This is a genomic window from Phyllobacterium sp. K27, assembly GCF_054796155.1.
On the sequence record NZ_JBTWND010000002.1, the window covers coordinates 157,311 to 172,105 of the forward strand.

Consider the following 14,795-nt stretch of genomic DNA (forward strand, 5'->3'; position numbering starts at 1 on the left):
AGGACGGATATGAAGGATACAGTAATTGGAATTGATCTGGCAAAGAACGTTTTCCAGCTTCACGGCGCAGCGATGACGGGTGAGGTAAAATTCCGCAAGAAGCTGGTTCGTGGTCAGTTTCTTCGCTTCATGGCCGCTCAAGCTCCTGCGCTCGTGACGATGGAAGCTTGTGGCAGCGCCCATCATTGGGCACGTGAACTGGCTGCGCTCGGCCATGAAGTCAAACTGATCGCTCCGCAATATGTTCGCCCGTTCGTGAAGCGCCAGAAAAACGATGCGACTGATGCAGAAGCCATCGTCACAGCTACTCGCCAGCCTGATATGCGCTTCGTTGAACCGAAGACACAGGAACAGCAGGCGCGAGCGGTTCTCTTTCGTGCGCGCGAACGCCTTGTCCATCAGCGCACTGAGTTGGTGAATGCGCTGCGCGCTGTGCTCTACGAATATGGACAGGTCATCCCGCTTGGCATTGGTCATGTCAAACGCATCGAGATAATAATAGAAGACAATGGCATCGATTTACCAGACGTCGTGCGCGAAGAATGCCGTGATCTGCTGGCGCAGATTGACGAGCATACGGTGCGAATCGAACAGAAGACGAAGAAGCTCACGGCTCTGTCAAAACACAGTGATGCGGCCCGTCGGCTTCAGACAATGCCGGGTGTCGGCCCAATGATCGCACTTGCCGTCGAAGCATTTGCCCCGGCGATGAAAAGTTTCCGCTGCGGACGGGATTTTGCGGCGTGGCTCGGACTGGTACCTCGACAGTTCTCGTCGGTGGCAAAGAAAGGCTCGGTCGAATGTCAAAGGCCGGGCAGGCCGATATCCGGCGGCTGCTTATCATCGGTGCAATGGCACGGGTGAGCTGGGCCAGCCGAAAGCCGCCTGTTCAAGGAAGCTGGCTGGCACGGATGCTGGCAAAAAAGTCAAAAATTCTGGTTGCGATTGCGCCGGCGAACAAGATGGCTCGAAAAATATGGGCTATGTTGACGAAGCAGGAAGATTATCGAGATTTGTCAGCTGGTGTAGCGGTGTAAGCTGTCTACCAAAAAGCCGACAAGGAGATGTGAGAAGTCGTCGACCTGAATGGGCAAATGATCGAAACGATCCGGATAGGGAAAACCAGTGTGATCCTTTGAGCATAAATAGCTCGAATAAAAGATTTGGACCAGATCCGCAGATCACCATACCGGCCAGCGGCTTTTGAGAAGACCGCATTCGATCACATTCACAAAGTTAGAAACTTCTTGCGCAACGGGCGGCAACCACAGAAGGATCACTGACTAGTCGACATGGCGCCGCCTTTGAACATCCAATCCCCTGGTGTACTCAAAACCAGAACGATGCAACCGGACTTCATTTACAAAAACTTTGCAAAAGAGCCGTTTTTGTGCTGCATCCTTAAATGTTGGAGCAGCCACAGCGATGCCATTGGACATGACCGTCGACCGGCTTCTCAATATTTGTGAAGCACCCACTGTGCAGGATTCGACCTGCCGAGAAAGAGGAATGGCGTGTTAGCTTTGTCGGCTACAATGGCGGTTCGGTGGAACTTATTGGCTGGCGGCGGGAGCAGCCTGGTGCAGCCGAGTCACTGTCGTTTTGGATTGCTGTCGGCCCATACGGGCACAAAGCATGTGCATATTCGACCTCGAAACCTACCCGATTTCTGGATGCCTTGGCGGAGCGGCTTGGTACTCCGGACAATCTCGACAAGAATAACGCCATAGAGAGTATATCGGCCTCGTGGCCGCGAGATGAGATCGTGTTCTTCTTTGTTCAGGTAGGATTTTCAGCCCTCATCAGTATTGGATCCAGTGAATGAGATGGAAAAGCAACAAAATGATAGTGAAAAGGGCCGCGCTTCTCTCGACAACATTTCTGCTTTGTCTTGCGGCTGTCATAATCGCTGCGCTTGCGCCACGGGTCCTGCCATTCTCCACCCCTGACGAATATGTCATCATATCGGGATCGATATGTGGGCTAGCCGCCGTCTTGCTAGCCCTCCGGACGACCAGTCGGCTGAGTGCCAGAACAGCTGTCGTTTTGGCGCTTCTCGCGACGATAATGGTTGGTCCGGCGGCAGCCTTTACTTTACTCTCGGTCTATTGAACGGTCTCGGTGGGCTGATGGCGCTGACAGGCAGCTCAGGCGAGGTCGGCCTGGAGGGCGTAGGCCTTCAGGTCGTCACGCTCCTAGCGATGGCCATTGTGTCGTTTTTTGGCTTCATGAGCCAAGCTTGGGCCGTTCTCCGCGCCTACCAAACCTTGGCGAAATCACCTTGAACCTCCCACAGACCTAGCCGGGAAGCGTGGGATTGAACCCCTCCGGTTGACTTATGAAACTACCACAAGCGACACCCAAGCATCGTTAGATAAAGTGCTCCTGTCGCTTCAAGTAAACCCTGAGAGTGCCCGCAACACCCCTGAAGTAATTGCGAAGATGGGCGATAACACAACCAGGGATTGGATAGAGCGATACCGTGAGGATAGTAAATAATGGCTGCCCACCCCGATACTACCGGTCTGAAATCGACCCCATTTCGGTCCTGCATCATAAAGTCCGCAGACCCTGAAAACCGACATTGCTCTCGTGCAACGATGGATCATATTTTTCGTCAATGGCATCAACAGAATGGTTCCGTTGATCAGCGCGGGGGAGAACAGCTATGGCTATAGAAGAGCGACCGAAACGCTCCCCGAAATGGTCGGGAAGATTGAGCTCGTGACCGGCGGAAGCACCGGCAGTGGCCTGGCAACGGCACAGGCTTTTACGCGTGAAGGCGCGACGGTCGACAGGTAGAGCGCGCATCGTGAACCTTATAATGAAAGTTGTGTTTTCATGGAGCGTGAGCGGTCAGACGCCAGTTCGAATGCCTCAACCGCCCGGTCTGAGGGTCTGGTCACGGGTGAACGTAACATAGAATTGCTCCGCATGAAGCTCGAGGGGCTCGGCAATCGCCAGCGCGCGTCCGGCGCGACGCCGATCTATCGCGGCTGACTGGGGAGGTGGCATGGTGACAGAGGCGCTCCGACCCGCTCGCGGTCGGAACGTGCTCTGTCGCGCGCGCACCAAAAAATATCGCGATCGAATTGAGCGGATTGTCTTGTCGCAACCTGATCGCTCCGTCCGCGTTGTACGGCGTGCCGGCTGTCAAGCCGCGAAGCGGCCGATGGAGATATAATCATCAACCTCAATCGTCGAACTTTCACCTCCTCCTTCCTGGTCGCAGCCGGAACGCTGAGGGCGCCGATGGCGGTTGCAACCGCCCCGGCAGTGCCGCACGCGGGCAAGGTAGTCCTCGTCTGTGGGTTCTCATTCAAATGCAACGGAGGAATGGGGTACGCTAGTCCGGCAGCGATACCATTTCAACAAGTTGCTCCCAGAACACTTCGGTCGGGTCCTGTAATCGAGACACTTTCGCGGGGTCGTGTCGAGACACTCGCAGATTGGTCGCACTGATTGCTGCGGCAGTGACAGGAGATCCGTGTCACGCGGCAGGTAGCAGCGTGCGCACCTGATGCCAACGATGACTGTATGGCGCTCGCCGCGAAATATCGGAAGCCGTCGGCTTCGGCGAGGAGACTTTCTCCGGGAACTCGCCCCCGACCTGCCACAAGCGAAGGCAAAGGCCCTTTATGCAGTCCAGTGGCCATTCAGGAAGACGCTGACCACTGCCAGGACCACGCACGCGGCCTGGCGATCGAAGCCGAACTTCCAGGCGGTGTCCATGCAGCAACGCGCTATCGATCCCGATCTCCAGCGGTTCATGGCGAAACGGATGAGCGCGAAGACCATCGAGCTCGCCGCCAGCCACGTTTCGTTGTTATCTCGTCCGCGCGAGGTGGCGGACCTGATCTTCGAGGCGGCCAGACGGGTCTGATCACTCAAGGATCGGAGCGCTGCTCACCGCGCGCCTGATCCGCAGGTCACGCCGTACGATCATCCGAACTGGAAGACGACGGCTCGGTCTGACGGGTGAATACGTCACACGAGCACCAAAGTCATCTCGCCCCATCGGCTCCCATATTGACCGCGGCGAGCATAACTGCCGATCGTCGTGATGGTCCTATGATAATTTGAAACTCAACGGACGGGACCACAGAGATGTGGGACTTAACCGTAACAACGGGCACGATCTCCTCGCTCCATTAGCTTATTCTGTTGCCTTGCCAGTCTCGCACCAGTCATTAAACGCCCTTGTTCGACGCATCCATTTATAGTGTTTTGAGGTGGCCAACGCACGATCAAGCGACCCCGGCTGATCATTGCATTCCGGCACTTCGGGAGAGGCCAGAAGCACAAGATGCGCGTGCGTTAGACATAGTTTCTGGTCCTTGCAATCATCTCTGGAAGGCAACTGTCGTCCCCACAGCGGCTACATGAAGTGAACGCCAACAGGCGCGGTCAGAGCCGATACCAACACCAACACATGGATGATATCCCTGGCAACTATTCGGCTCCGCGCCGCGGACTCCTCGCCTGGATGTGCCCTGTCCGATGCGTCAGCCGACGAACCGGTCGAACCAGTCGAGCATGGGGCTCGGGTTCTCAGGCAGATAATTGTACCCGTCGAAGCGTCGGTTGGTGCCCTCGACCCAGATGAGGTTCTTCTGTTCGGTCGGCATCGCGTCGAAGATCGCCTGCACGTCAGCGGGCGTGGTCAGCGTGTCGTCGCGGACCTGCAGGAGCAGCGTCGGAATATCCACCGCCGTCGCATAGGGCGGCATGTCCATGTCCTTCAGCTCCATGCTGGTCGCGCGGCGCAGCGCCTCGGCCACCTCGGGCAGCGCGTCCGGCATGCCCATGTGACCGAGGATCGTGCGGTAAAAGGCGCTGAGCGAGATCGGCTGCGGTGCGACGATCGCGCGGACGTCGTCGAACTCCTCGCGGTGCTTGGATAGGGCAACCATCGTCGCGTTCATGCCGCAGCAGCGGCTGAGCAGGCCAATCTTCATGTTCCGGAGATCGGGCCGCGAGCGGACATAGCGCAGCGAGCCGATCACGTCGCGATACTCGCGGATGCCGTTGCCGATTACGCCGCCGCTGCCGGCAGCACTCTGGCCGAAGTTGCGCAGGTCGTAGGCGAGAATGCTGTAGCCGGCCTCATGCAGGTGCTTGTAGTCAGGCATGAAGTTGATTTCGATGTTGTTCCCGCTCGCTTCCCAGGCGTCGCCATAGGGCTTGAGATGGCCGGGGAAGCCGTAGCGGTTGGCCCATATCGGGTGGTTGGCGATAATCAGGCGATCACTGTCGCCGGGGATGAACCAGCCCTCGATCGTCACGCCGTCCATCGCAGGAAAGAAGACATCCTCGAAGGCGATGCCATCATCCGCTGGCGAGCGGATGATCGGCGAGCGCGCCGGGTTGACCATGGCGGAGACCAGACCGGCGACGAATTCGGCGCGGGTCGGTTGTGTTGCTGCAGCTTGCGTTACCTGGGTCATGTCATTGTCCTTTCAGAGCTTCGTTCGGTTAATGAATGAAATATGGACCGCGAACTGTGTCGCCACTAGTCAGTCGAACCGCGCCTTAGGGGCGCAAATTCAGCAACACCGCATCAGGAAGTCCATACCCGCGGATGCCTTGCAGTTCCGGCGCGTTCTACTCAGCCGCTTGAGTGCAATAATGATTGCGAACACCATCGCGGTCACGATCACCGGAACGATGACCAGATGGCGTTGCCACAGGTAGGCGGGACCGCGTGCATCTACGACAGGCCGGTCACCAAAAGGGTACACTCGGATAGCGCTACTGCTTGCCGCCATCCCAGCCGCGCAGCAAATCCAGCGGCTCCAGTCCATGATAGACCGGATCGATCCTGGCAGGCGCGAGATGCAAGCGCCGCATCAGCTGCCGGATCATGCCATGATCATGCGCCGTCTGCGCCTGTTCGGGAGCGTTCGGCAGCGATATCTGCTCCTCATCCGCCATGGGCGATCCTCCCCGACGCTAGGTCTGCACCGATGGCCGGATCACGACGTCGCCAATGTCGACATGATCGGGTTGAGCGATCGCAAAGCCGACCGCGCGGGCAACGTCGGCGGGGTCGAGCGCGATCTCGTCCATCTGCGCCTTGATGGCGTCGCGTACCTTCGGATCAGTCATCGACTGGACCAGGTTAGTCGCCACGAAGCCCGGGGAAATACTGGTCACCCGATATCGACCTTCGGATTCGACGCGCAGTCCCTCGGCGAGCGTGCGGACGAAGTTTTTCGTTGCGGCGTAGATCGCCATGGTCGGGCTCACGACGAGGCCGGCGGTCGATACGGTGAAGACAAAATGCCCGCGCTGCTGGCGCAGAAACACCGGCAGCGCGGCCGCGATAACATTCAGCGCACCTTTGACGTTAACATCCACCATCGCGTCCCAGTCGTCGACCCTCAGGTCGGCAAGCGGCGAAATGGGGGCCACCCCAGCGTTGCTGACGATCGTATCGAGCCGGCCATGGCGGTCGAGCGCTGCCTGCACGAGCGCGAGGACATCGTCGCGGCTGCCTACATCCGCGATAGCGACGATCGCGTCGCCGCCCAAAGTTGTGATCTCCGCAGCCAGTTCTTCAAGCGGTGCTGCGGTGCGCCCGCTCAGCACTAGCCTAGCGCCGTGGGTGGCAAGTTCGAGCGCGATGGCGCGACCTATCCCGCTGCCGGCGCCGGTGACGGCGACGACCTTGTTTCCGATATTGACGTTTCCGATATTGTCCATGCCGAGAAGCTAGATATAACGGTAAGCCAAATCAATTCGCGCGCGTTCCGGATTTCGTCGCGTCCGTCCCAAATGACTCATCAATAAAGCCGGTGGAGGCGTGTGTCAGTGATCCTGGATCCTTTGTCGCAGATCATCTCGCTGCTCTCTGTGCAGAAGGCAGCATGGTCGCAGCTCGAAGCTGGCGGTGAGTGGGCGCTCTGCTTCCCGGCGACGGCCCTTTTGAAGTTCATCAGCATCAAGCAAGGGCAATGCTGTATCCGGCCTGACAACGGGCCCCTGCTCAGCCTCTCGGAAGGCGACATGCTCATGCTGCTGCATGCAAAGAGCTACGTCGTAGCGAGCTACGACGGCGTTGCGGCGGCAGAGGGCATGCCGCTGTTTGCCGATCCCGATCAACCGATCGTAAGGCTGGGCAGCACCGACACCGTCCTGTGCGGCGTCCATTACGAGCTTGACAACGAGAACCTGGACCTGCTGCTCCGGGTATTGCCGCGCGTCTTTGTCGTCCCGAGGAGTGACGCAGCGGCCCTACAGCGTTCGACGGAGTTGCTTCTTGAGGAGCTGCGGCACGCGCGGCTCGGCAAGGCGATGATGGTCGAACAGCTCTGCAAGACGCTGCTCATGCAAACGGTGCGTGCGATCGTGCAAGGTCCCGATGCATCTCTGCCGGGCTGGCTGCTCGGCCTGACAGACCCGCAGGTGAGTCGCGCGCTCGCGCTGATGCACGAGCGACCTGGCGACTCGTTCTCGCTCGACGGACTCGCGCGTGAAATCGGCATGTCCCGATCACGTCTGGCGACGCGCTTCCGCGAGAAGGTTGGGCTGCCACCCCTTACCTACCTCACCTGGTGGCGTATGCAGCTTGCGCGCGGTGCGCTAACATCGCGCGCGCAGCCTCTGGCGACATTAGCCAATGACCTCGGGTATCGATCCGAGAGCGCGTTTGGCAACGCGTTCAAGCGACAGTTCGGCACTTCGCCTGGGCAGTTTGCCCGAAAGTTCCGTTAAACCACAACCAAGTAATCGATCTACACGGGGAACGCATAGGTGAAAGCCTTGGGGAAGCTCCAGTGAGAGCGACACCCTCTTCGGCTTACCGCGGATTATGCATAAAGTGGCCAACGGAAAAGTCGCACCGGCAGTCGTCTACGGAACCCGGCTGACGATCGAAACGATCAACCTTGGGCCGATTGCTGCTAGCATCACCTGTGTGCACTGTGGCTGACCAACCAGCCTATCCTGATCAACTAGTAACACGCAGCCAGCATCGTCCGATGTATATTTCCTGCATTTCAAAATACCACCTCATGCCTAATCTAATCCCTTGGAGGAAGATTAATACCAATCCATCGCACCGCAAGACATCTTTGGTGATATTGTTCAACTAACGAGGTTATAATTCTAATACTCTTGACGAACCTGTATTCATGCTTCCTTCTTATCGCGCCGCTTGCGTTTTGTATCGGTTCTTGACTGCCACGCCGCGTATTTCCACAGGATCGGCCAGCCGCAGATTCACACCCGATCGCAGACTTTGGTCATCTTCGCCACCAGCCGGATGATGACACGTAAAGCACCCGCAGGTTTGGCAGCGATACCAGAGAAGAACACCCTTTCCCCACACATAGCTGCCAAATGCATCTCGGGTGCGTCTATCGTCAGTGTCCGAGCGACATAGTAAGCAAACAACGGCTGTGTCCTGCGACACATCGAGCAGTTACACGCTGCAAGCACGCGCGGTCGGCGCGGAAGCGTAATTGTGGCAGCACCACAAGGGCCTGTGGTCGGAGCATTGGCGAAATCCCGACACCGGCGGCACCTATCGCGACAGATGCGATGCCAGAAATCGGCTGCGCTCTGGTGAGCTGCCACCGCGTTCCGGGTTCTCGATCTCAAGAAAAAGTCGTGCGCGCCGCCTCGTAAACATCAAGGGCGACCGACACTCCAAGCTGCTGCGCTGTCCCTGGCAGTTCCCGGCCGATCGACATGGAAAAACTCTGATCGGAACTACCCCAAATCAAATGCAAGGGCGGTAATGAGCTGATCGGCTTCGAATAGCCGTTGGGAAGACCACCATCGACCAGCACCAGGGCGTCCACATCGGCACGCCCGACCGAAGCGGCCGAAGCGATTTGCGCTCCAAGAGAGATTCCAAGAATGCCGATCTTACCGCCGTGGCGCGGTTGGCGTTCAAAATGGGCGGCCACGCCTCCAACAGCAGAAATCCAGTCCGGCAGCCGCTGGGCATAATAAGCGATGCGCGACCGCGCGCTGCCTGCCGTGGCTATAGCGTCGAGGTCGTCCGCCGACAGGACATGAACGAGATAGGCATTCAAATCCGCCGCCCGGAACGTCTGGCCAATCTCGTCATAGACGGCCGCTCCAAAGCCCTTGCTGCCGCTCAAGATCACCACAGCAGGGCAAGTTGCGTTCGCGCAATCCCCGAAGCTCTCGACCAGAACCCCACCGCTGTCTGTCTGCACGGTAAATTGCTGCCGGGATGCTGCATGACCACTGCCGAGCATACATGCCAGAAAAACGAGAGCATATGCAAACGAGCGCATTTACCTGGATATTTTAAGCATTGCGGTTCCGATCAATGTAACGCCGATGGCGGCCAGCTTTGCGAGGTCAAGGCGCTCTTTGAGGAAGAAGACACCAAACAGCACAGCGAACACCATGCTGGATTCCCGGACTGCCGACACCAGGGCCAAAGGCGCTTGCGTCATTGCCCATGTAACAATCCAATACGCCAAGAGAGAAATCAGGCCCCCGAGCACTCCGACCTTCCAACTTTTCCGCAGCGAGACCCCAACCTGTCCCCTACGCAGATACAGTGCCACCAAAGTTATCGGAATACCGTTCAAGAGATGAGACCAGAAAGTGTAGCTCTCTGCGGTTTCGGCAAGACGAGCGCCCAAACCATCCACGACCGTATATCCGGCGATGAATATCCCCGTGCCCACTGCATACAGCACGGCCTTTGGCTCCCGAAAGCCTCCCGCTCCACGCGTCAGGGTCAAGCTCATGATACCCAGAGCGATAACAACAACCGAAAACCCAGCCTGCGGGGTCAATGTTTCCCCCACAATCGCAATGGATATGAACGCTACGATCAGGGGCGAGCAGCCCCGGGAAATGGGATAGACGTGGCTCAGATCACCATAACGATATGCGTTGATCAGAAACACGCAGTAGCCAGTATTCAGCGCGCATGAAGCCCAAATATACGGCCAGCTTTCTGGCGTTGGGAACGCCACAAATGGAACGACCAAGATACCAACGGCAACCTGGCTCATCATCATGATTGCTATCATGACCAGCCTGTCAGCATTGACCTTGACCAGGGCGTTCCATGCAGCATGCAAGACAGCCGCGCCAAACACCATCGCAAACACACCAGCTGTCATATCGATCCCCGCCTCCGTGCCCGAGTGCCCGCATTTCGATTAGCAGGCGTCACATGTCGAATGCATGACAGGAAGCCCTCCGAACCGGATCTATTTGGTCGGGTGTTTCTTAATATGCATAATGCGGCGCTATTGTTCGCATTATAGTGCTAACACATGATTGTACTGGTCAATTTGTTTTGGGTCGATTGGCTGGGCTCGCGCCTCGCGCGCGTTAGGCTGCTGGTCGAGTTTCTGGCCAGGATAGTGCTTGGTATTCCCGGCATCGAACACTCGCCGACTTTGAACTAATCCAGCAACTGCCACGACAGTCGAGGTTGAGCGTTCGTAGCAAGCATTAACGGCCACCATCTATCTGAGCTGTGTAGTCACTTGAGAAATCCCGGCTCACGGACAGATCACCTTTTGTCGTCCTGATGGTGATGCTGTTGAGGCTTGGCAGCAGATCAAAATACGGGTGAGGGCATTGTTGGATTCAGCGCTGAAAGCTATCGGACTGTCCGTATTCCCGACCATGGCGGCCGACAAGAAAGGTTCTCATCAAATGCTGATCCTCATTGAGTGATCGGAAGCTAAACAAGGACAGCATTGTCCCTGTTTAGCTTCATCTCTTCGAACTAGTGTCGTGAGACAATTAGACTGGTTTGCAAAATGAGGGAAAGCATGCCGATAGCGATTGTGGCGACGAATGGGATTCATATTGACGCTGTGGATGAGCAGCTTTCAAGGCAAAGGCGAGCAAACCCGTTTCATTCATAAAGCCTTTCCTCAGAATGGCTGCGCCATTGCTATAGAATTCAAAAAGTTTTTTATGGATGAGTGGACTGGCGTTCCTGATGGACCCGCTTTGGTTGCACTACGGGCTCTGATAGCATCCACGCTTCCAATGCTGGAGCAAAACTTGCAAGCAGTGCGATGAGTAGACCGAGGGGAAAATCGGTAACGGAGGCTGTAATTATCGAGGCACTCGGCTTGATCAAATCCGGCAAGCCAGTGCGCCTGGAATTCGAAAATGATGGCCGTTTACATATTGACCGCCCTTTACCGTTTCTTTGCGTGTATGTGAGGAATGAGCGAAAAAATTCTGCGGCCCTGGACGTTGCCTCTGCCAATGCCTCATATCTCATCGCGCCTGACATTCATGATGCTATGGCTGTGATCGACGCCATTGGCGCGGAGATGATTGAACAGTTTGGCACTTTCCTAGTGATTGATGTCGGTGAACTTGAGCGGGATAAGCTCTTAAGCGAAGATGCTCCTTATCTTCCGCCATTTGAAATCACGCTTTCTGCCACGTCAGAACCCGAAACAGATGCCGCCCGAGACAGTTTTGAGGAAGCGGTTAATGGTGTTGTCGCTAAGTTCCGTTCTCCGCGCGTCAGTAAGTATTCATACGTGGATGATGAACTCGCGCACCTTGCAAATTCCGCCAGTGCGTATTCCTGTCTAACAGTTCGCTTCGCGCCTATCTATCGTGTCCCTGAATCAGACGATATTTATCCTGATTTGCGCGAAAGGGTCGTCGCAAATATTTTCGATGCGGGATTGCAGGCAATTTCTGGGTTTCTCAAATTTCGGAACGCGTTTGATTATCCAACACATCGTGCACTCGGGCGGCGTGTCTTCGTAGAGGCAGTAGAGCGTGCCGATCGGTCGGTTGACGAAATAGCGGCATCATTCGACTTTCTGCTGGCCGTCACGCCTATAAATGCCAAAGCTGCTTGGTTTGATTTCAAGGAAAGCAAATTTCAACGCGTTCCAAGGTGGCTTTATCGCCCTTTGACAGTTCAAGTCGATGCGGAAAAAAAGAAGCTTTTTTCGATTCCCTTCGATCGCTTCGAAGATCCCGTGCTTTCAGCACTTTATCGTGAAAAACAGCAGGAACTTGATCTGCAATTGTCGGTGCTGTCCGCCCGGGAAACACGACGCTTTGTTGAACTTGGCCGGGCTCTTTATGGCCCGGTCGAGCCTGAGCTGATGGGCGCTGCAAAAGAGATATTGGCGCATACTACACGTTCGGAGCTCGGGCACGAGGTCGATGAGATAGATTGTCATGAAGTTGAACGCGCTGCCCAAGCGATGATTAAAGTCTACCAAGCAGAGTTTCCAGGATTTGAAGCAACAATTGAACTTCGTGACGATGTGCCCGCTGGATTGATGGTATCGGGTGCGCGGCTCCTTGTCTCCCGCAGCACTAAAATGACCCGTTCTAGGCTGTATGCATTGCTCAGCCACGAGATCGGTGTGCACTTGCTGACCTATTTTAATGGCTCGGCTCAAGGGCTGAAATTGTTCCGCTCAGGACTTGCCGGATATGAAGGGTTGCAGGAGGGTATAGCCGTATTCGCAGAATATCTGGTGGGTGGCATGACTCCCGAACGGATGCGCTTAATCGGTGCTCGCGTTGTTGCTTGCGCAGCCATGTTGGATGGCGCATCATTTGTCGAGACGTTCAACATTCTTGTACAGGAATACGGTTTCAGAGAAACAGTCCCTTTTAATTTGACGCTTAGACTGTACCGGGGAGGCGGACTCGCAAAGGATGCAATTTACCTCCGAGGGCTACTGGAAGTACTAAGCCATTTGAAAAGAGGAGGAAGTCTGGAACCGTTCTGGATGGGAAAAATCGCCGCCGTACATTTCGGTGTGATGCAGGAATTGAATACTCGCGGGCTTTTGAGGGCCGCTGCTGTAAAACCGGCTTTCCTTTTGCATCCGGATGCACAGAAACGGTTAGACAAAGCACGATCCGGTCTGTCGCCAATCGAATTGGTCGCAATCTGAGCCGATCCTAAAAGGAGATTTTATGCGCATAGCATTTTTCGTCAATTCTATCAAAGCTGAAACACCCCATTATACAACAACACTGCTCGCGCTGGCTGCACTCACGCGCGGGCATGAGATACTTTACTTGACACCTGGGGATTTCGTGCTTCGCTCTGACGATACGCTGATGGTTCGCGCTAAACTTCTGCCTGTTGCGAAGTATAAAAAGGTGGAGACGTTCCACAAGGATTTACACAGCGATAAACTTGCTAACCAAACCATCGACGTTCAGGAAATTGACGTAATTATTTTGCGCAATGATCCTTCACAAGATGCACTGGATCGCCCTTGGGCTGCACATGTTGGATCAATGTTTGGCCGACTTGCGTCTGAACGGGGTGTGCTGGTCGTCAACGATCCCGCAAGGCTCAGTCTCGCGCAAAATAAGCTCTATTTTCAGGATTTCCCCGAAAAGGTGCGTCCGGTGACACTTATCTCCAAAAGCATTGAGGAAATTCGGGCTTTTATTGAACAACATCCCAAGGGTGCGATTGTAAAGCCACTGCAAGGTTCAGGAGGCAAAAACGTATTCAAGATAGAATCGCCAAAAGATGCCAACCTTAACCAGATATTCGAGGCGGTCAGCGGCGAGGGATATCTGATTGCCCAAGGCTATCTACCCGAAGCCAAAAGTGGAGATGTTAGACTGTTTCTTATGAATGGGAAGCCGCTTGAACGCGCGGGCAAATATGCGGCCCTGCGCCGTGTACCTGCCAAGGGAGAGGTGCGCTCCAACATTCATGTGGCAGGCACTCCGGAAAAAGTAGAAATCACCGACAAGATGCTGGCTGTCGCCGAAGTGGTCCGACCCAAACTAGTAGACGACGGAATGTTTCTCGTGGGGCTGGACATAGTCGGAGACAAGATACTTGAGATCAACGTTTTTACACCCGGCGGGCTGTGGAGCATTTCGCAGATGTACCAAACCAATTTTGCAGAAAGCGTAATCACTGCACTTGAAAGTAAGATTTCGATACGTGCGGCCTATCCAACCACGCTGTCAAATATTCGGTTGGCGACTCTTTAGCGCCAAGTTAGCAGACCGTGTAGGTGAAAAGCGACAATGCTGACCAACGGGATAAGCGCCCGCCCGCCATTTCGTTGGCCAAAGTCGGAAACCAGAAAAACTCCTTTGTCCGCTCTGCCGTTACATCTGGTTGACATGGTAGCATCGCCTGCAATTAAACGGAAAACGCATAAAGCGTGTGCGACGCGGGCGATCCCATCAAATAATGGAAGTTCAGCTCTCGGGACGAACAGCCTTACAAGGTTCGGAAACGCCGCCAAACCTTCGGCACTCACTAATCCAGGAGCATGATCTCCGTGCGTATGCGTCAGAGCGACGGTACTGATCTTATCGCGTGCAATACCAGCTTCTTCGAGCGCGGATAACAGCTCTCCCATTGTTGCGCCCAAGGAGTTTCCCGCTCCTGTGTCGATTAGGGTGAGATCTTCGCCGTCGATGATCAGAAATGCATTGACAGAAAGGCGCAGCTGTCCGTCGACCACTTCCACCTGATCCGGGAGTTTCTCGCACGGTCGATTGTCTTCCTGTCGCAAGCGGCTTTTGGGCATGTCGATGTAGCCGTCCCGCAGCGCGATCACGTCGATCTTGCCGGGGGTGAATCGGGCATAATCGGTACCGGGAAGCTAATCTCTTCATATTATCCTGTTTGGGGAGTGGTTGGATAAATTGGGTGATGATGCAGCCTTGAGTCCATTTTTGCGTTACATGCCTGAGCGCCTAAGTCCACTTGGCTTACGAGTTGAGACGACCCTGCGTGAGCAACTAGGTGAACCACCTTCATTTGTTGCCTTCGAAGGCTATGACTCGATTTTTGCCCTCGCCGA

The 14,795-nt window shown here is 55.5% G+C and carries 13 protein-coding genes and 3 pseudogenes; 9 read left to right on the forward strand and 7 right to left on the reverse strand.

Translation table 11 applies throughout. The features are described from left to right. The first annotated feature begins 9 nt into the window (after positions 1–9). From ACYJL1_RS17590 to ACYJL1_RS17600, 3 genes and pseudogenes are all read left to right on the forward strand, one after another. Positions 10–1,037 (forward strand): annotated as a pseudogene (locus tag ACYJL1_RS17590) (IS110 family RNA-guided transposase). 939 nt (positions 1,038–1,976) lie between these two features. Continuing rightward, positions 1,977–2,285: a hypothetical protein gene (locus ACYJL1_RS17595; protein ID WP_460898226.1), complete on the forward strand. Its 309-nt coding sequence runs from the start codon at positions 1,977–1,979 to the stop codon at positions 2,283–2,285. 31 nt (positions 2,286–2,316) lie between these two features. Further along, complete coding sequence (locus ACYJL1_RS17600; protein ID WP_460898290.1) at positions 2,317–2,499, forward strand: Stf0 family sulfotransferase; 183 nt, start codon at positions 2,317–2,319, stop codon at positions 2,497–2,499. 54 nt (positions 2,500–2,553) lie between these two features. On the opposite strand, the gene ACYJL1_RS17605 is transcribed toward ACYJL1_RS17600, so the two are convergent. Next, positions 2,554–2,811, reverse strand: coding sequence for a hypothetical protein (locus ACYJL1_RS17605; protein WP_460898227.1), 258 nt, complete (start codon positions 2,809–2,811; stop codon positions 2,554–2,556). A 30-nt stretch (positions 2,812–2,841) separates the two neighbouring features. Here ACYJL1_RS17605 and ACYJL1_RS17610 point away from each other — a divergent pair, with 30 nt between their 5' ends. Both ACYJL1_RS17610 and ACYJL1_RS17615 read left to right on the forward strand, forming a co-directional pair. After that, a complete protein-coding gene (locus ACYJL1_RS17610; RefSeq protein ID WP_460898228.1) occupies positions 2,842–3,000 on the forward strand; it encodes a hypothetical protein in 159 nt (52 codons plus the stop codon). A gap of 501 nt (positions 3,001–3,501) precedes the next feature. Continuing rightward, a pseudogene (locus ACYJL1_RS17615) lies at positions 3,502–3,883 on the forward strand (alpha/beta hydrolase); the annotation flags it as partial. 622 nt (positions 3,884–4,505) lie between these two features. On the opposite strand, the gene ACYJL1_RS17620 reads toward ACYJL1_RS17615, so the two are convergent. From ACYJL1_RS17620 to ACYJL1_RS17630, 3 genes are all read right to left on the reverse strand, one after another. Then, complete coding sequence (locus ACYJL1_RS17620) at positions 4,506–5,447, reverse strand: alpha/beta hydrolase family protein (RefSeq protein WP_460898229.1); 942 nt, start codon at positions 5,445–5,447, stop codon at positions 4,506–4,508. A 304-nt stretch (positions 5,448–5,751) separates the two neighbouring features. Further along, positions 5,752–5,934 (reverse strand): hypothetical protein, encoded by a 183-nt coding sequence (locus tag ACYJL1_RS17625; protein WP_460898230.1) that lies wholly within the window; start codon positions 5,932–5,934, stop codon positions 5,752–5,754. A gap of 18 nt (positions 5,935–5,952) precedes the next feature. Next, positions 5,953–6,705, reverse strand: a complete 753-nt coding sequence (locus tag ACYJL1_RS17630; protein ID WP_460898231.1) for an SDR family oxidoreductase — start codon at positions 6,703–6,705, stop codon at positions 5,953–5,955. 108 nt (positions 6,706–6,813) lie between these two features. Between ACYJL1_RS17630 and ACYJL1_RS17635 the strand changes: the two genes are divergently transcribed. Continuing rightward, entirely contained in the window at positions 6,814–7,716 is a 903-nt protein-coding gene (locus ACYJL1_RS17635) for an AraC family transcriptional regulator (RefSeq protein ID WP_460898232.1), read from the forward strand. 884 nt (positions 7,717–8,600) lie between these two features. On the opposite strand, the gene ACYJL1_RS17640 is transcribed toward ACYJL1_RS17635, so the two are convergent. Next, positions 8,601–9,272: a dienelactone hydrolase family protein gene (locus ACYJL1_RS17640; protein ID WP_460898233.1), complete on the reverse strand. Its 672-nt coding sequence runs from the start codon at positions 9,270–9,272 to the stop codon at positions 8,601–8,603. After that, a complete protein-coding gene (locus ACYJL1_RS17645) occupies positions 9,273–10,118 on the reverse strand; it encodes a DMT family transporter (RefSeq protein WP_460898234.1) in 846 nt (281 codons plus the stop codon). Positions 10,119–10,836: 718 nt separating this feature from the next. On the opposite strand from ACYJL1_RS17645, the pseudogene ACYJL1_RS17650 reads away from it, so the two are divergent. The 3 genes and pseudogenes from ACYJL1_RS17650 to ACYJL1_RS17660 all read left to right on the forward strand — a co-directional run. Beyond that, positions 10,837–11,037, forward strand: a pseudogene (locus ACYJL1_RS17650) (N-formylglutamate amidohydrolase); the annotation flags it as partial. After that, positions 11,034–12,902, forward strand: coding sequence for a flavohemoglobin expression-modulating QEGLA motif protein (locus ACYJL1_RS17655; RefSeq protein ID WP_460898235.1), 1,869 nt, complete (start codon positions 11,034–11,036; stop codon positions 12,900–12,902). The pseudogene ACYJL1_RS17650 and the gene ACYJL1_RS17655, both read left to right, overlap by 4 nt. 22 nt (positions 12,903–12,924) lie before the next feature. After that, positions 12,925–13,971: a glutathione synthetase gene (locus tag ACYJL1_RS17660; protein WP_460898236.1), complete on the forward strand. Its 1,047-nt coding sequence runs from the start codon at positions 12,925–12,927 to the stop codon at positions 13,969–13,971. Here the strand turns inward: ACYJL1_RS17660 and ACYJL1_RS17665 are convergent. After that, positions 13,968–14,549 (reverse strand): MBL fold metallo-hydrolase, encoded by a 582-nt coding sequence (locus tag ACYJL1_RS17665; protein ID WP_460898237.1) that lies wholly within the window; start codon positions 14,547–14,549, stop codon positions 13,968–13,970. The genes ACYJL1_RS17660 and ACYJL1_RS17665 overlap by 4 nt on opposite strands. Between the last annotated feature and the right edge of the window lie 246 nt (positions 14,550–14,795).